Annotated in this window: 16 protein-coding genes; 8 read left to right on the forward strand and 8 right to left on the reverse strand. The window is 61.0% G+C overall.

The genetic code is table 11. The annotated features are described in order from the left end of the window. The first annotated feature begins 100 nt into the window (after nt 1-100). Nucleotides 101-2,503, forward strand: coding sequence for an aldehyde dehydrogenase family protein (locus HDF15_RS00360; protein WP_184252297.1), 2,403 nt, complete (start codon nt 101-103; stop codon nt 2,501-2,503). A gap of 198 nt (nt 2,504-2,701) precedes the next feature. Here HDF15_RS00360 and HDF15_RS00365 read toward each other — a convergent pair whose 3' ends face one another. Next, complete coding sequence (locus HDF15_RS00365) at nt 2,702-3,670, reverse strand: oxidoreductase (protein WP_184252298.1); 969 nt, start codon at nt 3,668-3,670, stop codon at nt 2,702-2,704. Between the two features lie 75 nt (nt 3,671-3,745). Here HDF15_RS00365 and HDF15_RS00370 point away from each other — a divergent pair, with 75 nt between their 5' ends. The 3 genes from HDF15_RS00370 (at nt 3,746) to HDF15_RS00380 (ending at nt 6,128) form a co-directional block, all read left to right on the forward strand. Further along, nucleotides 3,746-4,150 carry a helix-turn-helix domain-containing protein gene (locus tag HDF15_RS00370; RefSeq protein WP_184252299.1) on the forward strand — a complete coding sequence of 135 codons (405 nt, stop codon included), beginning with the start codon at nt 3,746-3,748 and terminating at the stop codon, nt 4,148-4,150. A gap of 135 nt (nt 4,151-4,285) precedes the next feature. Further along, entirely contained in the window at nt 4,286-4,963 is a 678-nt protein-coding gene (locus tag HDF15_RS00375) for an ROK family protein (RefSeq protein WP_184252300.1), read from the forward strand. 109 nt (nt 4,964-5,072) lie between these two features. Next, entirely contained in the window at nt 5,073-6,128 is a 1,056-nt protein-coding gene (locus HDF15_RS00380) for a PLP-dependent cysteine synthase family protein (RefSeq protein ID WP_184252301.1), read from the forward strand. A 127-nt stretch (nt 6,129-6,255) separates the two neighbouring features. Here the strand turns inward: HDF15_RS00380 and HDF15_RS00385 are convergent, their stop codons facing one another. Together HDF15_RS00385 and hemC are read right to left on the reverse strand one after the other, a co-directional pair. After that, nucleotides 6,256-7,824 (reverse strand): catalase, encoded by a 1,569-nt coding sequence (locus tag HDF15_RS00385; RefSeq protein WP_184252302.1) that lies wholly within the window; start codon nt 7,822-7,824, stop codon nt 6,256-6,258. A gap of 109 nt (nt 7,825-7,933) precedes the next feature. Further along, complete coding sequence (gene hemC / locus HDF15_RS00390) at nt 7,934-8,920, reverse strand: hydroxymethylbilane synthase (protein ID WP_184252303.1); 987 nt, start codon at nt 8,918-8,920, stop codon at nt 7,934-7,936. A gap of 45 nt (nt 8,921-8,965) precedes the next feature. Here hemC and HDF15_RS00395 point away from each other — a divergent pair, with 45 nt between their 5' ends. Further along, nucleotides 8,966-9,637, forward strand: a complete 672-nt coding sequence (locus tag HDF15_RS00395; protein WP_184252304.1) for an epimerase — start codon at nt 8,966-8,968, stop codon at nt 9,635-9,637. A gap of 218 nt (nt 9,638-9,855) precedes the next feature. Here the strand turns inward: HDF15_RS00395 and hemA are convergent, their stop codons facing one another. The 3 genes from hemA to HDF15_RS00410 all read right to left on the reverse strand — a co-directional run bounded on the left by hemA (nt 9,856) and on the right by HDF15_RS00410 (nt 12,314). Further along, nucleotides 9,856-11,133, reverse strand: a complete 1,278-nt coding sequence (gene hemA / locus HDF15_RS00400) for a glutamyl-tRNA reductase (RefSeq protein ID WP_184252305.1) — start codon at nt 11,131-11,133, stop codon at nt 9,856-9,858. Next, nucleotides 11,130-11,945 (reverse strand): cytochrome c biogenesis protein CcsA, encoded by an 816-nt coding sequence (gene ccsA / locus HDF15_RS00405; RefSeq protein WP_184252306.1) that lies wholly within the window; start codon nt 11,943-11,945, stop codon nt 11,130-11,132. The genes hemA and ccsA overlap by 4 nt, the downstream gene beginning before the upstream one ends. A 126-nt stretch (nt 11,946-12,071) precedes the next feature. Further along, complete coding sequence (locus HDF15_RS00410; protein WP_221314214.1) at nt 12,072-12,314, reverse strand: hypothetical protein; 243 nt, start codon at nt 12,312-12,314, stop codon at nt 12,072-12,074. A gap of 144 nt (nt 12,315-12,458) precedes the next feature. On the opposite strand from HDF15_RS00410, the gene mutS reads away from it, so the two are divergent. Genes mutS through HDF15_RS00425 form a run of 3 tightly spaced genes read left to right on the forward strand, consistent with a single transcriptional unit; the run spans nt 12,459 to nt 17,919 of the window. Next, nucleotides 12,459-15,206, forward strand: coding sequence for a DNA mismatch repair protein MutS (gene mutS, locus HDF15_RS00415; protein ID WP_184252308.1), 2,748 nt, complete (start codon nt 12,459-12,461; stop codon nt 15,204-15,206). After that, the gene (locus HDF15_RS00420; RefSeq protein WP_184252309.1) at nt 15,203-16,393 is read left to right on the forward strand and encodes an anhydro-N-acetylmuramic acid kinase; all 1,191 of its coding nucleotides are present in this window, start codon (nt 15,203-15,205) and stop codon (nt 16,391-16,393) included. The genes mutS and HDF15_RS00420 overlap by 4 nt, the downstream gene beginning before the upstream one ends. 17 nt (nt 16,394-16,410) lie before the next feature. Next, nucleotides 16,411-17,919 carry an ABC transporter substrate-binding protein gene (locus HDF15_RS00425; RefSeq protein ID WP_260330739.1) on the forward strand — a complete coding sequence of 503 codons (1,509 nt, stop codon included), beginning with the start codon at nt 16,411-16,413 and terminating at the stop codon, nt 17,917-17,919. A gap of 102 nt (nt 17,920-18,021) precedes the next feature. On the opposite strand, the gene HDF15_RS00430 is transcribed toward HDF15_RS00425, so the two are convergent. Continuing rightward, on the reverse strand, nt 18,022-19,554 hold the full coding sequence (locus HDF15_RS00430; protein WP_184252311.1) for a CehA/McbA family metallohydrolase: 1,533 nt from the start codon (nt 19,552-19,554) through the stop codon (nt 18,022-18,024). Between the two features lie 179 nt (nt 19,555-19,733). Beyond that, entirely contained in the window at nt 19,734-21,200 is a 1,467-nt protein-coding gene (locus tag HDF15_RS00435) for a hypothetical protein (RefSeq protein ID WP_184252312.1), read from the reverse strand. Nucleotides 21,201-21,204 lie beyond the last annotated feature (4 nt).

The following is a 21,204-nucleotide window of genomic DNA, read 5'->3' on the forward strand; positions in this document are numbered from 1 at the left end:
GGGCACGGCTTCAGCCGTGCCGTTCAGGTCAGGCAAGAGATGGGCTTTAGCCCCTGAGGGACCATTTCCTCAACCGCCTCAGCCGCAAGGAGAGTTCAGCATGGCAAGCAGCATTGTGGAGAAGTTCTACAGCATGGAATACGGTCCGGCGCCCGAAGACGCGAGCGAAGTAAACAAGTGGCTCGACGCCCACAAGCGCAGCTTCGGACACTACATCGACGGCGCGTGGACGCAGGTCAGCGGCTCCAGCTTCGAGACCAGGAACCCCGCAACCGGCGAGGTGCTGGCAAAGATCGCAACCGCCGATGCCAGCGACGTAGACCGCGCCGTAAAGGCCGCCCGCGCTGCCCTGCCAGGATGGCAGGCGCTCACGGGACATCAGCGCGCGCGCTATCTCTACGCGTTTGCCCGGCAGGTACAGAAGCACGCGCGCAGGCTCGCCGTGCTGGAGACGCTGGATAACGGCAAGTCAATCCGCGAGTCGCGCGACATTGATATCCCGCTGGTTGCGCGGCACTTCTACCACCACGCTGGCTGGGCACAACTGCTCGATGAGGAGTTCCCCGGTTACACAAGCGTAGGCGTCGTCGGCCAGATCATCCCCTGGAACTTCCCACTGCTGATGTTCGCCTGGAAAGTCGCACCGGCACTGGCCGCGGGCAATACCGTCGTCATCAAACCGGCCGAGTTTACCCCGCTCAGCGCGCTGGCCTTGGCTGAGATCGCCCATGAGATCGGCCTGCCCAAAGGTGTGCTCAACGTCATCAACGGCGACGGCAAGACCGGAGCGGCGATCGTGGAGCACGCAGACATCGACAAGATCGCCTTCACCGGATCGACCGAGGTAGGCCGCATCATCCGCAAGGCCACCGCAAAGACCAGCAAGAAGCTGAGCCTCGAACTCGGCGGCAAGAGCCCCTTCATCGTCTTCGACGATGCCGATCTCGACTCCGCAGTCGAAGGTCTCGTCGATGGCATCTGGTTCAACCAGGGACAGGTCTGCTGCGCGGGATCGCGGCTGTTGGTGCAGGAGCGCGTCGCCGAAAAGCTCTACGACAAGATTCGCGCCCGCATGGAAACCCTGCGCGTCGGCTCGCCGCTGGATAAAGCCATCGACATCGGCGCCATCGTCGACCAGGTCCAGTACGACCGCATCAAGGGCCTCGTCGAGACAGGCGTGAAAGAGGGCGCCACCTGCTGGCAGCCCGAGGTCACCATGCCGGAGAAGGGCCTCTTCTTCAAGCCGACACTCCTGACCAACGTGCACCCCTCCTCGACCGTGGCCCAGGAGGAGATCTTTGGCCCGGTACTCGTCTCCATGACCTTCCGCACTCCTGCTGAGGCCGTGGAGCTCGCCAACAACACCACCTATGGCCTGGCAGCGTGCATTTGGAGCGAGAACATCAACGTCGCGCTCGATGTGGCCGCACAGGTAAAGGCCGGCGTGGTCTGGGTGAACGCGACCAACCTCTTCGACGCAGCATGCGGCTTCGGCGGCTACCGCGAGAGTGGCTATGGCCGCGAGGGCGGCAAGGAAGGGATGTACGAGTACCTCGTCCCCGTGCACGCTGAACGAAAAACCGCCGCGAAGACACTGCCGGAACCGGTGATCGACCAGCCGGAGGGCTTCGATGAAGAACGCAGCGCGGCCGTCGAGTTCGGCATCGACCGCACAGTGAAGCTGTACATCGGCGGCAAGCAGGCGCGGCCGGACTCGGGCTATAGCTATCCCGTCTATGACCGTGACGGCCAGCTTGTCGGCGAGGCACCTCTCGGCAATCGCAAGGACATTCGCAACGCCGTCGAAGCCGCGCGCAATATCTCGGCAAAGTGGGCCAAGACCACCGCCCATGGCCGCGCGCAGATCCTCTACTACATCGCCGAAAACATGGTGCAGCGCCGTGCAGAGATCGTCGCCAAGCTAGCCGCGTTCGTCGGCCCGGAACAGGCAGCGATTGAACTCGACTACGGTGTGGAGCGCACCTTCGCCTATGCGGCCTGGGCCGACAAGTTCGAGGGCTCCGTGCACAATCCGCCCATGCGGATGGTGACGCTCGCTATGAAGGAGGCCATCGGCACGGTAGGAATCCTCTGCCCCGACGACGCGCCGCTGCTCGGCTTCCTCTCGCTCGTGCTTCCCGCCATCGCCATGGGGAACGCCGTCGTTGCCGTGCCAAGCGAGCGCTGCGCCACGCTGATGAGCGACCTATACCAGGTCTTCGACACCAGCGACCTGCCCGGAGGAGTCGTCAACATCGTAGCGGGCAAAGCCAGCGAACTAGGCAAGACGCTCGCCGAGCACGACGACATCGACGCCATCTGGAGCTTCCGCGATGAGGCCGCAAGCGCGATGGTGAAGCTAGGCTCCATCGGCAATCTCAAGCAGGTGTGGACCAACGAAGGCCGCAGCATCGATTGGTTCGATACCACCAAGGCCGAGGGCCGCTACTTCCTGCGCCACGCCACACAGATCAAGAACATCTGGGTACCGTACGGAGAATAAACCGCCAACCGGACACCCCATCCCCAGACCGGGTGCCCCATCCCCAGACCGGGTGCCCCATCCTCGACGCGCGTTTTTTGCGCGGCAGGGTGGGGTATCGTGCGAAGCACGACCGCTCTCCTTCATCTGGCCACAGACTCCTCTGAAAGCCGAATCATTCTCCCTCGTAGTAGCGCTCGTAATAACCCCACCCTATAACTACCCCACCGCCGACAGCACCCCAAAGCTAACCCCGGTAAGCCGCTCGGACTCCTCCCACAGACGCTTAGCCACCGCAACATCCTTCGCCGCCTTCGCGATCGGGACAGCCACCGGATGCCCCTTCATCTCCGAGAAGCGATCGGGACCGTAATATCCGCCCGGCGTAGCCTCCGGAGCGACAGCCGCAAAGAGCGTAGGCAGCGCACCATGCGCGGAGTCCTGCGAAGCAATCGGCTTGAGGATTGCCGAGAGCATTCGTAGAACCAGACCGCTAGAATCGCCCGGCCCACTCGTCTGCAGGTTCGTAAGAGCATATCCCGGATGCGCAGCCGTACTGAGGATCGGCGAACCAATCGCCGTAAGCCGCCGCTGGAGTTCAAGCGCAAAGACCGAGTCCGCCAGCTTGGACTGACCATAGGCCTGAAGCATCGGTTTATACACACGTTCACCCTGCAGGTTGCTGAAGTCGATCTTGCCCCATTTGCTGGCGGAACTGGAGACCGTCACCACCCGTGAGCCGTGCTGCGGCTTGATCGACGGCAGCAGCAACGCCGTCAGCGCGAAGGGCCCCAGATAGTTCGTACCGAACTGGCGCTCAAAGCCGTCAACGGTCAGCTCACGCGTGGGCAAACCCATCACCCCGGCGTTGTTAATCAACAGATCGAGCGACGCTCCCGGAAAGCGCTCGACATAGCGCCCCGCAAAGGCTCGCACCGAACTCAGGTCGGCAAGGTCGAGAATCTCAGGGATGAGCTTCGCCTGCGGCACGATGCGGCGAATGCGCGCAATGGCATCCTCGGCCTTGGCCTGTGTGCGGGCAGGTAGAACGATCTCAGCCCCGTTGCGGGCGAGCTCCAGCGCCGCCTCCCAGCCGATGCCGCTGTTCGCTCCCGTGATCACAACCCGCCTTCCCTGCTGCGAGCCAACCTTGTCTGCCGTCCATGGGGTGTTCCGTTTCGTCGTCATAAATGCAGTATTCTTCCATTAGTTTCTTTTGGCAATAAGGCACCTTTCTTGCGCGTACTTACCTTGAGGTAACAAATGAAGAAAACCACAAAAACAAAATGGGAAGAGGCTACGGCACTCTGCGATGGACTCTCCGAAGACCAGGACACACTGACGCGGGAGATCGTAACCGGTCTCGCCGACAAGTGGACGCTGTGGGTGATGAGCGTACTGGCGGAAGCCGGCGAGCCGCTGCGCTTCTCACGCGTAATGGAGCAGGTAGAGGGGATCAGCCAGAAGTCGCTGACCAAGACGCTGCGACAGCTCGAGCGCGATGGCCTGGTGACGCGAAAGATGTTCGCCGAGGTGCCGCCCCGCGTCGAGTACGCGATCACGCCGATTGCTATCGAAATGCTGGACCACGTCGAGCCGCTATGGACCTGGGTGGCAAAAAGTGTAGGAAGGTTTCAGGAAGCTCGGACACAGTTTGACCAACGCTAAAGCAACTTTTCTTTAAATGTATAGCGAACCCACGGTATCTAAAGGCCATTCTTCCCCCAAAAACAACACTTCGCGCCCAATTCGGCCTCCCAACAACAGAAGACTTGCTCTGGTAGCTGGTAACATTTCCCCCACATGAGAGTTTTGGTAATCGATATAGGCGGCACAAACGTAAAGGTGGCATCCACCGACACCCCGGTCCCCATCAAGATCCCCTCCGGGCCAACGATGACAGCGAAGAGCATGTGCACCCAGGTGCTCGCCGCGACAAAGGGCTGGCGCTATGACCGCATCTCGATCGGCTACCCCGGCCCTGTGGTGAACCATCGCCCTATCGCCGAGCCGCACAACCTTGGCGAGGGATGGGTAGGCTTCAACTACGACAAGGCCTTCGGCAAACCGCTCCGCTTTATCAACGACGCAGCGATGCAGGCTCTGGGTGGCTACAAGAGCGGACGCATGCTGTTTCTCGGCACCGGAACAGGGCTGGGATCGGCCATGATCCTGGATGGCTTTGTCGTGCCGCTGGAGTTGGCGCACCTTCCCTACAAAAAGGGCCTCACCTACGAGGAGTACATCGGCGTCGCCGGCCTGGAGCATCGCGGAGAGAAGCGTTGGCGCAGATCAGTGCTCGATATTATCGAGCGCCTGCAAAAGGCCATGGTCTGCGACAACGTCCTGCTAGGCGGAGGCAACGCGAAGCTCATGAAGAAGCTTCCACCGCATATCGTAGTGGGCTCCAACGAAAACGCTGTCAAAGGCGGCTTCAGACTCTGGGAAGATCTAACATCGAAACAGGCAGCCAAACTGTAGGTGCTCATGAGACTCACGATGTTCCACCCATCGTCTCGCAACGAAACTCCATCCCACTGTGTCTAAGATCTAGGTACAGCGCCCGTGCGCTTAAAGGAGCACCAGTTCCGTGGGACATCGCTACAACAATATCCTCGAGACAGTCGGCCACACTCCGGTCGTACGAATCAACAAACTCGCGCCGCCGGATATCAATCTTTACGTCAAGGTCGAAGCCTTCAACCCACTCGGCTCCGTAAAGGATCGCCTGGCCCTCGGAGTGATCGAAGATGCCGAGCGTCGCGGAGAACTGAAGCCAGGACAGACCGTCATCGAGTCGACCAGCGGCAACACTGGCATCGGACTCGCCATGGTCTGCGCGCAGAAAGGCTACCCGCTCGTCCTTGTGCTCGGTGAAAACTTCAGCGTCGAGCGCCGCAAGCTCATGCGTTTCCTTGGCGCAAAGGTCATTCTCACGCCCTCATCGAGCCGCGCCACCGGCGCAGGAGAGAAAGCAAAGGAACTCGCCGAAAAGCACGGCTGGTTTATGACTCGCCAGTTCGATAACGAAGCCAACGCTGAGATGCACGAGCGTACCACCGCCGTTGAAATCCTCGAAGACTTCGCCGGAGAACGTCTCGACTACTTTGTCACAGGCTATGGAACCGGCGGCACCCTCAACGGCGTCGGCCGCGTGCTCGCAAAGCAACGCCCTGAGACGCAGGTCATCGTCGCTGAACCCGACGAAGCCCCCATGCTCTCCAGCGGACTCCCGCAGGAACGAGACGCCGAAGGGATCGCATCGGCAGGTCACCCCGCGTGGAACCCTCATCCCTTCCAGGGCTGGAATCCCAACTTTCTCTCCAGACTCATGGGCGAGGCACAAGGCATGAACTTCATTCGTGAGGTTGTCCGGGTACCCGGCGCTGAAGCGATGAAGCGGAGCCGCGAACTCGCCACGCAGGAAGGCATCTTCGTCGGCATCTCTTCCGGTGGAACGTTCGCCGCAGCTCTGCGCATTGCGGAAAAGGCGCCGAAGGGATCGACAATCCTCTGCATGCTGCCCGATACCGGCGAACGCTACCTCAGTACCCCGCTCTTCGCGGACATTTCGGTCGATATGACGGAAGAAGAGATCGCCATCGCGCACAGCACGCCAAACTTCTGGCTACCTGCTGCCAAATAAAAACGGCCCGCCATAATGCCCGAAGACCACGGCATAGGTGGGGACCTTAGATAAATCAACCACGAAGGGCTGCCTCATGGCAGCCCTTCGTGTGTTTGCGTCCAGCTTCGAGACGCGAGTTTCGAGCCTATTTCTCCGGCAGTCGCGCGGCAGCCGGAAGTTCCGCCGCATCCGGCCCGTGGAGATACTCAGGGTGCTGATCCTTGCCCAGCAGGGAGGCGACCTTCGAGGCGTACTCGGGGTCGGCCTTCTTGAAGTGCGAGAGCTGCAGCCTCTGGATGTGCAGCGGCGTCTGGCCCAGCGAGTCCGCGATGGCCTTCGCCGTGCGGTTCTTCTGACCTTCGTCGAACAGCCGCCAGAGATCGCCTGCCTGCGTGTAGTCGTCGTTGTTCTCGTGATGGTCGTAGCGAGCGATCTTCTCCAACGTCGTGCTGGTGGTGTAGGGACGCTCGGTGTACCGGGGGTCCTGTGCGGGACCGCCGAAGCTGTTGGGCTCGTAGTTCGGCAGTGAACCGTAGTTGCCGTCGAAGCGCATCGCGCCATCGCGGTTGTAGTTGGCGCCAGCGTTCTTGCGGGCATTAATCGGCAGCAGGTCATAGTTCGTGCCGATACGATAGCGATGCGCGTCAGGATAGCTGAGCAAACGGCCCTGCAACATCTTGTCCGGCGAGTAGCCCATGCCCGGCACGATGTTAGACGGGTTGAAGGCAGCCTGCTCGGTCTCGGCAAAGTAATTGCCGGGCATGCGGTCGAGCGTCATCACCCCGACGTCGATCATCGGATAGTCCGCGTGCGGCCAGACCTTGGTGAGGTCGAAGGGGTTGTACTTGAATTTGTCGATCTCACTCTCCGGCATCACCTGGATCTGCACGCTCCACGACGGGAACTCGCCGCGCTCAATGGCGTGGTGCAGGTCACGCTGAGAGTAGTCGGGATCGCTACCGGCAAGCTTCTCGGCTTCTTCCACCGGCAGGTTCTTGATGCCCTGGATGGTCTTGAAGTGCCACTTGACGTAGTGCAGTTCGCCCGCCGCATTGATCAGCGAGAAGGTGTGCGACGAATAGCCGTTCATGTGGCGATAGCCATCAGGAATGCCGCGGTCGGAGAACAGGATCGTAACCTGATGCAGGCTCTCGGGAGACAGGCTCCAGAAGTCCCACATCATCGTGGCGGACTTCAGGTTCGAACCCGGCTCACGCTTCTGCGTGTGGATGAAGTCGCCGAACTTGAGAGGATCACGGATAAAAAACACCGGCGTATTGTTGCCGACCATGTCCCAGTTCCCCTCCTCGGTGTAAAACTTGATCGCAAAACCGCGCGGGTCGCGAGCGGTATCGGCCGAGCCCTTCTCTCCACCAACGGTCGAGAAGCGGATGAACAAAGGGCAGGTGTTGCCGATCTTCGAAAAGAGCCTGGCGGAGGTGTACCTGGTGATGTCGTGTGTCACGAGGAAGTTACCGTGCGCGCCGGAGCCCTTGGCATGCACCACGCGCTCGGGGATGCGTTCGCGGTTGAACTGTGCCATCTTCTCGAAGAGCTGGAAGTCGTCAAGTGTGATGGGCCCACGCCGGCCGGCGGTGACAGAGTTCTGATTGTCTCCGACGGGACGACCCTGATTCGTGGTTAGAACCTGGGTACTCGGTTTTGGGGTGCTGGGCTTCGGGCTGCTGCCGTTGATGCTGTTCTTGTCTGCCATGTTTGCTCTCCGGGTTAACTCGTAGTCCATTGGACGCTACGGCCCCAAAGGCGTTGCCTCTGAATGGACGCGGCCTTCACGCAATCATGGCAACGGCATTACAAAAGAATTACGCAACAGGCTGAACTTGAAGAAGTTCCAACGCACCGCGAGCCGTCAGCTCAGAGGCAACGGCAGATCCGAGCTCGCAGGCTGGCGTGCCAAACGGAACTTTCTGCACGACATGCGCCACTTGCTCTCCGTCCGGCGAGACGACCATCGCATGCAGGTGCCACTGGTCGTCCACGGCATGACAGAAGGCGCCCAGCGGAAGCTGGCAGCCTCCCCCCAGAACGGCGAGCACCGTACGTTCGGCCTGAACAGCATATTCTGCCGCGGAATCGTTGAGCTCGCGGATAGCCGCATAGATAGCGGGATCGCGGCTGGGATCTTCGGTATCCAGCGGGTGACGCGGACATCGGGTTTCGAGCGCAAGCGCTCCCTGGCCGGGGGCCGGGGTCAACTCATCGACCGAGAAGCGCTGATGCACATTTTCGGCACGGCCGATGCGGTCGAGCCCGGCGCTGGCGAGCACCAGGGCTTCGGCCTGGCCTTCGCTCCACTTGCGCAGGCGCGTATCGATATTGCCGCGCATCTCGACGAACTCCAGATCGGGACGCAGGGCCAGCAGCATCGCCTGGCGACGCGGGCTGGTCGTGCCGATGCGAGCCCCTGAGGGCAGCATGTGCAAGCCCCAGTAGCTCTCGCAGACGAAGGCGTCGCGAGCGTCGGCACGGACAGGAATCGCCGCCAGGGTAAAGCGCGGGTCGAGCGTGGTGGGGAGGTCCTTGAGCGAATGGACGGCGAGATCGATCTTGCCCACGGCAAGCGCGTCTTCGATCTCCTTGATGAAGATGCCTTTGGCGTCGAGCGAGGTGCCGTCGGGAAAGGTGGCCGGAGCGACGAAGCCGGGGTCCTGCATGCGATCCCCAACCGTGCGGATGACTTCGATCTCAACCGCGTGGCCGCGTTCACGAAGCTGCGCAGCGATATGGTTTGCCTGCCAGAGCGCGAGCTGCGAGCCGCGCGAGCCTATTCGAATGGTGGGTGTAGTCACAGGTCTAGGATACGCCGCATCAGTGCAGTGGAATACGATACATGCATGCGTGTAATTCTTTTCGGCGGTACCGGCATGGTGGGTCAGGGCGTTTTGCGCCAGTGCATCGAGGATGCCGAAGTCGAACGAGTACTGCTTGTGGTGCGCAAGTCCACTGGCCTGGTCTCACCCAAAGTCGAGGAACTGGTACACGACAACTTCTTCGACTGGACCGGCGCTGAAGAGCATTTCGATGGCTACGATACCTGCTTCTTCTGCCTGGGAGTTTCATCCGTCGGCATGAGCGCGGCCAGCTACAGCCGAATTACGTACGATCTCACACTAAGTGTCGCGGAGATGCTGATCTCACGCGGGAGCCTGAAGACCTTCGTCTATGTCTCAGGCTCGGGTACCGACAGCACAGAGAAGGGCAGCAGCATGTGGGCACGCGTAAAAGGCGCCACCGAAAACGCCCTGATGCGTCTCCCCCTGCCGAACGTCTTCTGCTTCCGCCCCGGATACATCCAGCCCCTGCACGGCATCCGCTCAAAGGTCGGTTGGTACAACGCGATCTATACGACGCTGTCGTGGACCTATCCCCTGCTGCGGCGCGTCGCTGCAGGCCTGGTGACGAGCACAGAAGAGCTCGGCTGCGCCATGATCGGCGTGGCTCGGAGCGGATATCCGAAGAAAGTGCTGGAGACGCGGGATATTCAGGCCGCTGCACTACAGAGATGAGCGATGTCGTTGTTTGTTTTTCGTCGTCATCCTGAGCCGTAGGCGAAGGACCCCCGCATTGGTGGTGGCACCGAAGCACAGGGGAAAACCACGAGATCGTGCGCGAGCGACTTTGGTGGGTGCTTGCACCTTAGATGGTCCGAATGCGGGGTCCTTCAGCTGCGCTTCAGGATGACGACGAAAAACAGGCAACGACGCTGCACACAGAGGAGAATCGTCTACTCGTCGGACTCAGAGGGGTTCGCTGCTCCACGCAGGGCCGCAATCTGCGGATGCAACAGCTTGGCGGTCAACGACTTCGTCAACGCCTCAATCGCAGCCTGCTGTTCCGGCGTAAGCGGCTGGGGAGATAACCGCTGTGCGGTACGAGCAAGCTCCTGTTGGCGCAGTGCTTCGGCTTCAAGCATGAGCTGCTTGATGGCCTGAGCCGCGGGCTCCTGGGCTAGACGCTCTCCGTAAAGCTCAACCTCGCGGCTCACGATGGACTCCGCAGCCTCGGCCTCGCGGCTGCGAACTGCCTGGTTCTGCGCAGCGACCTGCTGTAAATCGTCCATGTCGTAGACGAAGCAGCCTTCGAGCTTGTTGATCTCAGGCGCAACATCGCGCGGCACGGCGATATCGATAAAGAACACAGGCCGGTTGCGACGGCGTTGCAGCAGCGCCCGCGCACGGTCCGGGGTAAAGACATGCCCGGCTCCCGTGCTCGTAATCACGATATCGGCGCGGTGCGACTGCTCGTGGAGCTGGTCGAACGGAATCACCCCGGTTGTAATCGAGGGCGTACGCAACGAGTCGGCGATCTTCTCAGCCCGGGCCTCGGTGCGGTTCGAAACCAACAGCGTCGTGGCGCCCTGCTGGATCAGGTGCCGCGCGGCGAGGTCACTCATCTTCCCTGCACCGACGATCAGCACCGTCTTGCCGTTCAGTGAGCCGAAGATTTTACGAGCCAGCTCGGCTGCGACCGAAGCGATGGAGACCGTGGAGCTTCCGATCTGCGTCTCGGTGCGCACTTTCTTCGCGACGGAGAACGCACGCTGCAACAAGGGGTCGAGCGTCGAGCGGACCGCGCCAACCTCACGAGCCACGGTCCAGGACTGCTTGACCTGGCCAAGAATCTGCGGCTCCCCCACCACCATCGAGTCCAATGAGCTGGCCACGCGAAACAGGTGCCGGATCGCCTCGCGTTCGCGGAACTCGTAGACATGCGGCTCGATCTCATTGGCAGGCAAATTCAGGTAGTCGTGCAGAAAACGCAGCATGCCCATGGGCGGCACGGACGACGACTGCGGAGCGTCCTGCACGGTCAGCAGCTCGACACGGTTGCAGGTAGAAAGAATCAGCGCCTCGCGCACACCGGGCTGATGGGCCAGCGTCCGCGTGGCATCGGCCAGCCGCGAGACGGGAATCGCAAGCCGTTCGCGCACATCGAGCGGCGCGGTCGTGTGATTCACACCGAGCAGCAGAATGGACCCCGAGTTTGTCTTGAGTTCGCTCATGGGGCCTTGAACCTGTGCACGGCAGAGAGCTGGTTGGCCGCCCATACCGCAAGCACCACCAGGAAGACGAAGCTGGAAAGATAGACCGCCCTGCGTCCACGCAGACCGCTGTGGCGGCGGATAAAGATCATCAACATGTACGCGATCCACATCGCGAAGGAGAGCAGCACCTTGGGGTCGGCAAAGAACGCGGGGCCGATGGTCTGCAGAGCGATGACCGAACCGATCAGCAGGCCGGCCGTCATGCACGGCAAGCCAAAGAGCAGCGACCTCAGCGCGATCTGGTCGGTGGTTTCAAGCGGCGGCAACCACGTACGGGGCTGCCCGGCACGCTTCTGCTTCAACCGGCGCTCCTGAATGAGGTAGAGCAGGCTCGCAATCAGGGAGAGAAACAGCGCCGCATACGCCGCCAGCAGCAGCGCCACATGCAGGAACAGCCAGAGGGTGCCGACGAAGGGGTAGGCGATCGTCTCGTGTCCGGGCCGGAAGGCGGGCACAATCGTCAGCAACACTGCGATGGGGAGCAGGAAGATACCGAAGGAGACCGTCCGGTACTTCGCGGCCAGCACCAGGAACGCGGCGGCCAGCAGCAAGCCAAGCATCGAGAGCGTCTCGTGGGTGTCGACCGGCAGGGCACGGTGGGCGGCGTAGAGGATCTCGACAAGGGCTACAAAATGGAAGAAAACTCCTGCAAGTGCCGCAGGAACAGCAACATGCCGCCAGCGCGGACGACTATAGAGGGCCGCGGGCAGCACCGCGAGCGCGGCAATGCCGTAGAGAAGAACCGCGACTCGGAGCCAGAGAAGGGACATTCGACCATGCACGGCGAAGGATTCGCCACAATGATCCAGTATAGCTGGCAGGAACGCGTCCTATGTCTTCGTTTGGTCTTTCAGTATCATCCTGCGCTCATGGCCAGGAATCGAGCCGGGCCCGGCTCAACCGTTCGATCGGCTATTGTCGTACGCCACACTCTGGTCCAGATAGGACTGCAGCTTGCCCTCGATGAGGCTGAGCGGCAGCAGGCTTGGCCGGTCGATGATCTCGATGGTCAACACGCCATCCTCATGGGCATACGTCGCGGTAATGCCGTCTTTGGTGAGGGTGCCGGACGTTCCCGTCAGCTCAATGTCGTTATCACGGAGGCGTACGGTGGCGGCGGCATATTGCGCGTCGGACATGGGAATCTGGATCATTCTTGCCAGTGTAGACGCAAAGAGCGAAATGGGCACCCTCCTTTTGCTCTTTGAATTCTTGCGGGCCGGATCAGGTGAGGATTTGCAATGGCCCCGTATCCGGTATCCTGACCTTTCTTGCATTAAACGATGGCAACGACAAACGAAATCACGAACGAAGCAGGACTGACTCCCGTAATGCGGCAGTTCCGCACCGCTAAGGATGCCCACCCCGACGCCCTGCTCTTCTTCCGGATGGGCGACTTCTACGAACTCTTCTACGACGACGCCATTGTCGCCGCGCGCGAACTTCAGCTCACCCTGACCGCGCGCGACAAGAGCAAATCCGTGCCCATGTGCGGCGTGCCGTACCACTCGGCGGGACCGTACCTGCAACGCCTGCTGCGGCTGGGCTATCGCGTGGCGCTGTGCGAGCAGATGGAGGACCCGAAGGCCACCAAGACCATCGTGCGCCGCGAGGTCACCCGCGTGCTCACCCCCGGCACGGCACTCGACCCGTCACTAGCCGCCAGCGAGAGCCAATGGCTGGCGAGCGTCGCCGGAGTCGGCGCGGCTGCGGCGGCCTGCGTAGGAGTGGCAGCCATCGACCTCTCGACCGGCGAGTTTCGCGCGACCGAGTTCACCGGCGCAAACGCCTGGGCGTTAGCGCTCGACGAACTCGCACGGCTGCGGCCCGCAGAGTTGATCTTCTCCCGAGGCCCCGGAGGCTTTGGCGCAAAGACCACGCAGAGCGTCCGTCAGACGTCGCTACGGGAATCCGATGCCCCCGACGAGACCGAGACCAAAGAGGAGTCGGCGCCAGCGGACATCGGCGGCGCACGGACCGAAGTTGAAGAGTGGGTCTTCAACGAAGAGTATGCCGTTCCCCTGCTGCGGCAGCAGCTTCGAGTGCACTCCCTCGATGGCCTGGGACTCGGCAACCACGCCGCCGCAGCAGTCGCCGCGGGCGCGATCGTGCATTATCTGCGCACGACCAAGCAGGGCGCGCTCGAGCATCTCGATACCCTGCGCTACTACGAGAAGCGCGACAGTCTGGAACTCGACGCCGTCAGCGTGCGCAACCTCGAACTCGTCGACCCGCTCTTCAGCAGCGAAGGCCCGAAGACTACGCTCTTCTACACGCTCGACGCCTGCTGCACCCCCATGGGCAAGCGCCTGCTGCGCGCACAGTTGCTGCGTCCCATGCAGTCGCTCGCCGAGATCAACGAACGGCTTGCCGCAGTTGGGGAAGCCGCCGGGGACATCCGCCGCCGCGAGGGCCTGCGCCGCGCGATGGATAGCTTGCTCGACCTGGAGCGTCTGCTGGGCCGGGTCTCGCTTGACTCTGCCGGACCGCGTGAGGTGGTCGGGCTTGGAGCCACGCTGGCACGTCTGCCTGGGCTGCGCGTCGCGGTCGCGGAGTTTGCCGCGACCTCTCCTTCGGGCCGATGGGCTTTCCTCGCAACCAAGCTCGATACGCTTGACGATTTGAACGAGATGATTGCACGCACCCTGGTTGAAGAGCCGCCGATCTCACTGAGCGACAGTGGAGCGATTCGCGAGGGCATCGACGCCGAACTGGACGAACTGCGCGGTCTCTCGACCAGCGGCCGGCAACGCATCGCCGCCATCGAAGAACGCGAGCGGGCACGCACCGGCATCGGCTCGCTGAAGGTGCGATTCAACTCGGTCTTCGGCTACTACCTCGAAGTCACCAAGGCCAACGCGAAGTCTGTGCCCGCCGACTACGAGCGTAAACAAACACTGGTGAATGCTGAACGTTTCACTACACCTGAGCTGAAAGAACTGGAGACAAAGATCCTCACCGCGCAGGAGCGCTCCGGCGAGATCGAGCGCAGAATCTTCTCCGAACTCCGCCGCCAGTTGCTGACCAATGCTGTACGAGTGCGCGAGACCGCACGCCGCGTAGCCGAGATCGATCTCCTCGGCTGCTTCGCGCATCTCGCTGCGATGCGGGGCTGGGTAAAGCCGCAGGTCGATGCCAGCGAGGTGCTGGAGTTCGTCTCCGCACGTCATCCGGTCGTCGAACAGCGTCTCGAAGAGAGCGGCGGCGGACGTTTTATCCCCAACTCGCTGTATCTCGAAGCCGCAGGCGGAGAGGCCAACGGCCCTTCCCTGCTGCTCATCACCGGCCCCAACATGGGCGGTAAGAGCACCTACCTCCGCCAGGCCGCGCTGCTGGTCATCATGGCGCAGTGCGGCTGCTTTGTACCCGCAGAGCGCATGCGGCTGGGGTTGGTCGATCGCGTCTATACCCGCATCGGCGCCAGCGATAATGTGGCGCGCGGGCGTTCGACCTTCATGGTCGAGATGACCGAAACCGCCGCCATCCTGAACACGGCCACAGCCCGGTCGCTCGTGCTGCTGGACGAGATGGGGCGCGGCACCGCCACCTACGACGGCCTCTCGCTCGCCTGGGCGACGGTCGAGCATCTGCACAACGACATCGGTGCACGCACACTGTTCGCCACGCACTATCACGAGCTCACCCTGCTGGCCGATCGGCTGGCACGCCTTCAGAACGTTCGCGTCACCGTGCGGGAGAGCGGCGGCGGCATCGTCTTTCTGCATACGGTCGAAGCAGGCGCCGCCAACAAGAGCTACGGCATCGAAGTCGCACGGCTGGCAGGGCTTCCCGGGGCTGTCATCGAACGAGCACGCGCCGTACTGCGAGTGCATGAGCGAGCCGAGTCGCAGCAGATACGCGAAGCGGCTCCCGTCGCGGAGCGTGAAGCCTCAATGCAGATGACGATGTTCACGCCACTCTCGCAGCGCATCGTCGATCGCATCGAACAAACGGATGTCGATGGCCTGACACCGCGTGAGGCGTTGCAATTGCTGGCAGAGCTGCAACGCGAGCTGAAAGGGAGCGCATGAATACCGGCAAGCCAAAACCGATGCTCGTTGCAGGCGTGATGAGCGGCACCTCCGCCGATGGCGTGGATGTCGCAATCTGTCGCGTGTCTCCTGCTCTGCCCAAGGGCGCGCCGCGCGTCAAGGTGCTCGGGTATCGCTCGTTCGCTTACGATTCCAAACTGCGTGCTGCCGTACTCGCTTCGATGGATGCCAAACAAACCAGCACAGCCGAACTCGCACGGCTCTCCTGGCGACTGGGCGCGGTATACGCAGAGTGCGTCGAGATCACGGCGCACGAACTGAAGTTGAAGCCGCAGCTTGTCGCCTGCCACGGACAGACGATCTATCACCAGGCAACGGCACTACCCTACCTTGGCCAGCCGGTGCGCTGCACGTGGCAGATCGGCGAGGCTGCGTTGATCGCAGAGCGCCTGCGTGTCCCCGTCATCAGCGACCTCCGTCCAGCCGACATGGCTGCTGGTGGTCAGGCCGCACCGCTAGTGCCGATGCTCGATTTCTGCCTGTTTCGCCACGCAACGAAGAATCGGCTGCTGCTGAACCTCGGCGGCATTGCAAACGTTGCGGTGCTCCCGGCAGGTTGTTCTGTAGACGAAGTGCTGGCCTTCGACACCGGCCCGGCAAATATGATCGCCGACGTCTGCATGAAGCGGCTCTACGGTCGTCGCTTCGATCAAGACGGTGCCATCGCGGCACGCGGCAAGGTGCTCGACGGCGTAGTCGCAAAGCTGATGCAGTCGAGCTACTTCTCCGCCCTGCCGCCAAAGTCCTGCGGCCGCGAAGAATTCGGAGAAGCCTTCGTCACACGCTTTATCGCGCTGTGCGAGGGAGAAGGTGCACGCAAGCAGGACATCCTCGCAACCGCGATAGCCTTCACAACGGAGACGATCCTCGACGCGTACCGGCGCTTCTGCCTGCCGCATCTCGGACAGCGTGCACGCACGACAGAGTTGTTCGCCGCAGGTGGCGGCACACGCAACGCGACCCTGATGCAACGACTGCACGAGGGCTTCTCCACGCTCGGCGTACGTGTCACCACCACCGAAGAAGCAGGCGTTGCGACCGAAGCGAAAGAGGCTGCTGCCTTCGCGCTGATGGGCTGGCTTACATGGCATGGCCTGCCGGGCAATGTGCCTTCAGCCACAGGGGCAACACGTCCCGTGGTGCTGGGAAAGATCTCGCTCGCATGAGAAGGCTTGGCTGTCTGTTGGCATTAGGCGCACTGCTACCTCTGGCCGCCTGCAACCAACCTACGGCCACAGAGCGCGGCATCCTGCACTTCCTCATCGCAAGCTCACCAAACAATCTCGATCTGCGCCAGGGCACCGACGCACAGTCCGAGCGTGTCGGCGCGCTGATCTATGATGCCCTCGTGGAAAAAGACGACCACTTCAACCTGCAGCCATGGCTCGCCACAAGCTGGGAGCGCCCCGATCCGCTGACCTGGATCTTTCATCTGCGCAGCGGCGTTCGCTTTCACGATGGCAAGCCGCTCACCGCCGACGACGTCGCATGGTCGATCCGCAGCATGACGAATGGGGCTTTGATCACCGCAAAAGGCGGAGCGTTTGCCGATATAGTCTCCATCGAAGTGCGCGATCCCCTGACCCTGGTCGTTCACACGCATCAAGCGAATGCAAGCCTGCTCTTCAACCTCAGCGACGGTCTCTTCGGTGTCGTTGAAAAAGGCGCGGGACGTGAAGAAGGGCTGCATCCCATCGGCACCGGACCATTCAAATTCGTCAGCCAGTTGCAGGACAAGGAAGTTGTTGTCGAACGCAATCCCAGCTATTGGGCCGGCGCTCCTAAGATCGAACACATACGCTTCGACGTCGTCCCCGACGCTATCACCATGGCACTCGAGATGAAGAAGGGCTCCGGCGACGCCGAGAGCAGCGACATCACGCTGGACATGGTGCACGCGCTGCGCGGACTCCCCAACCTGCGCACAGAATCCGGACCGGGCTCGATCGTCATCTATGCCAACTTCAACGTGAACGACCCCGCGCTGCGTGATCGGCGCGTACGCCAGGCCATCGCCTGCGCCCTCGACCGCCCTGCTCTGATTGCTGCCTTGTGGCGTGGTGAAGCCCGCCCCGCCAATACATTTTTGCCGACGGATCACTGGGCCCAGGCGAGCGACTCGCAACTACCGCTGTATCCGCACGATGTTGCGCGGGCTGTGCGACTGCTGGACGAAGCCGGACTGAAGCCGGACAAGAACGGCATCCGCCTGCGCTTCACACTGAAGACCTCCACTGACGAGACTACGCGGCTTGTATCTCAGGCCATCCAGCAGGAGTTGCACGAAGCAGGCATCGAATTGACACTGCGTTCGGCGGAGTTCGGCACCTTCTATTCGGACATCACCAAGGGCGCATTCCAGATGTACATCCTGCGCTGGATCGGCTCGAACGAAGACCCGGACATCTTCCGCTATGCGTATGCAACAGCCAGCTTCCCACCAAAGGGCGGCAACCGCGGACGCTACTCCAATCCGCGCATAGACGCTCTTCTACAAGCAGCCAGCGCCGAAACCGATCAAGCCGCACAACGGCGCGCTTATGTTGAGGTGCAACAGATCCTCGCGAACGATCTGCCGGGAATTCCGCTGTGGTATCCGAACAACGAGGTCGTCCATTCAGCCCGGCTGACAAACGTGAAACTGGATCCCGGGGGGAGCTTCAACTTTTTAAGGACAGCGGAACTGCAGTAGATGTGCCAGCATTCGGCGATGATCCGAGAGTTGGATCATCGCCGAATTGCTGGCAGTGAGGTTCCTTCAAAGAGACCGAAGGACTGAGCCCAGAGATCGTCCCTAGAAGTTCAAATAAATGGGATTGCCTGCGACCAACAATGTTCCATCGGCAGATCGGAGATTGACGCGAAGCCAATGCCGCTTTCCGTCGCTGGGATAATCGAAGCTGCGCACTTCCTCTTTATTTTGTATCGGGGCGGCCTCAACGAGAGTGGTTAGTTCACCATCGCGAATGATCTCAGGGTGCGCATTTTGCAAAGCGAGCATCCTGAGGGTGAAGTGCACAACCTGTCCTGCAGGGGAAGAGATATCGTCTCCCATCGACGCGATGTTTGCGCCTGCATGAGCAGAGAATTCGAGCGTGCGGTCGGCTGTGCCTTCAAGATCGATGAAGACATGACCAGCGCGAATAGCTTTCAGGATCTCAACTTCAGAGAGGTTCTGAGCATAGACGACCGTGGTCGGATGCCCGACCGCCGACCGTGTCTGCGGAGGGTAGTCAGCGTCGTGGTTGTCGCTTCCGCCAACTCCGGTGAGCCGATAGCCTTTGTTCAGCTTGTCCTGCCAGAAGGGAATGCCGGATCGGGGACCATCAAGGGAACCACCATTAATCGCTTCGATCGCATTCACGCGGCTATAGTCAGTGTCGGGAACGGTCCATCCACAACCCATACAGGCAGCGCCGGACGGCGAGCCCGGATGGTTGATGGAGATGAGACCATGCAGGTCCTGCACCTGTTGCAACAGATCATTGATATGTGGAACATGGGGGCTGGTCAGCCTGAAGTCAATGAAGGCCGTCGTGCCAAAGACGTTGGCATGGCCCTGAAAGGTCGTAATTTCGCGGCCGGGCATCAGAAGAAGATGGTCGAAGTACGGCTGGAGCTCCCGCATGTCGTTATATTGCGAGATCGTGTTGTGATCCGTAATGGCAATGAAATCCAGTTTCCTGGCTACGGCTGCCTCGACCGTCTTATAGAGCGGGCAAGGCACCTTTGCTCCCGACTGGCTGAGACAGGAGCCGTCACTATGCGCATTATGCATGTGCAGGTCTCCTCTATACCAGGCAGCGCCATCACGCAGCGGCTTCTGGCTAAAGGTTGAAGTCTCGAGAAGATCCGCCCGATGCGAGAAATAAATATTTGCTTCGTAGTTGGAGCTCACGCCCTCCTCGATATTGGGGACGCCGAGGATAAGCTTCCACTGGCCCGGCACGATGACGCCGGGAAGATAGGAAGGGGTGGCGTCCGTCTCCGAGATCGTGAAGTAGTTTTTGTTGCCTCCGCTCCAGCCGCGGAATCGCTCGCTATCGAAGACACCAAGATCGATGTTGGTGTGCTTGTCGTGCTCCGTGTAGGAAAGTTCTACTGCTACCCGAGTCACATCCGGTCCTACGGTGAATGGCAGTTCGAGATACGTCTGGCGATCTGCGTAAGTAACTGTTCCGCGCAATACCAGATCGGGCTTTCCCTGCTGCGCATAGACACAGCTTCCGGCACAGAAACACGCGAGCAAGACAGTACTTACAACTACTCCAAAGGCTCTGGTGAGCTTAGGACCTACAGCAAATAACCTGACCAACATACTGCGCATTCTTTTTCTCCACTCGTTTGAACTTGCCAATTCTTCCTAAGTACTTCGCAGCAGCCTGTCAGCACGGGCATCCTGATGCAGGATGGCTCAGAATGCTTTAATCAAGTGCACACCGGCGCGAACTACTCCGTATATTGCAAGACAGAGCAGCCGCGCCGATTGTGTCAATGTGCAATGAATTAGTTCTTCGATAACAGAGTGCGCACAATCCCCCTGGTCTCCTCAAGGCTCGCCGACTGCCTTGGAGCCGCATTGACGAGCAAGAGAACCGCTGCATCGAGTTTACGGGCCTGAGCATAGCTAAGCGGTTCATGGAGGCCGTGGCTGGCCTTCGTCTCAATCAGTGGGTCGAGGAGATCGGACAATCGTGCCGTGGCTGCGAGGAGATCGCCTTGTTCCTCGTCGATCAGAGTGTTCAGCCCAGAGGCGGAAGGGCTGCCCTGTAAGGCATGGCGGCGGCCGACCAAAAGGTCATGCAGATAGGCTTTGCCTACGACGGCCCGCGAAGCATCGGAGATCTCAGTGACCCGCTCTCCGCGTTCGTGCGCATCGGGAATCAGCGTCTCCAGCAGGTTCTCGGCCAGGGGCTGTCCCTCTCCATCGCCACCGCGCTGCGGCAGCAATGCAGGCTGATCGAGAGCCGTGGTTACTCCCTGGAGATTTGAGAAGGCGGTGTCGAACTTCTCCTGCCGGGCTTTATCCCTGATGAGACCGACCACGCGCACTTCCCCGCCCTTACGGGTGATCGTAGCTTCCCATCCGGAGTCGGCGCCCAGCGTGCGCAGAAGATTCCAGGCCTGCACTTCGATCGCGTCTCCGGGCTCATCGACATGCTGGAGATCTTCGTCCTTCGTCAGCTTTTCCGAGGCTGCCGACGGTACAGAGATACGCCGCTTCTGAGGAATGTCCTCCATCACAGAGACAGGTTCCAATGCTGCAAAGATCAACGTAAGCTCGACCGGACGGTAATCCGAAGAACGAACACGAAGGCTCGCAGACCGAAGCAGCCCCTGATCGGTATCCGTTTTGATCGTCCAATAGGGCTCCTCGTGCAGAACGGAGTCACGATGACTCAAAAGCCCGTCATGCCACTGCCGGTAGCTGTGCGCAGACAGCATCTGGCGGTCATCCCAGCGAGCCTGCAGGAGCTGTCCATGCACGCGCTCACAGGGGCTGTCACCCGGACCGGAGGGCTGCTCCCAATAGGGATCGGACGTTTCGCATGTGGCTGTGCCGACATGCAGACGATAGAAGTGCTGGCTGGCGGCGGCGTCGACCTCTGTCGCCTCCGCGCGTGAGAGGAGTTCCGCCGCACTGACCGACTGTATATGCCTGGGCCAGGCAAAGATCCCAATGACGAGTGCGGCCGCGATCGCTCCCCAGACGATTCGGGGAGCAAAGATTTTCGAGCTCCTGCGCTGGGGGAAGACAAGCGTGTTGGAAGGTGAAAGAGTTTCCCGGTTGCGGGAAGAGGAGCGGCTGAGTTCGCCCAGCTCCTGGAGAAGCACCCTCTTGTGCGCTGAGACACTTTGGCAACGAGGGCAACGGGCAACATGGTCCGAGACAAGCTTCTGTTCGGCTGCGGGGGCCGTGCCGTTGAGAACCGAAAGGATCAGTGCTTCCGAGGGGTGGTGTTTGAAAAGCATGGGT

This window comes from Granulicella mallensis, assembly GCF_014203225.1.
GTDB lineage: Bacteria > Acidobacteriota > Terriglobia > Terriglobales > Acidobacteriaceae > Granulicella > Granulicella mallensis_A.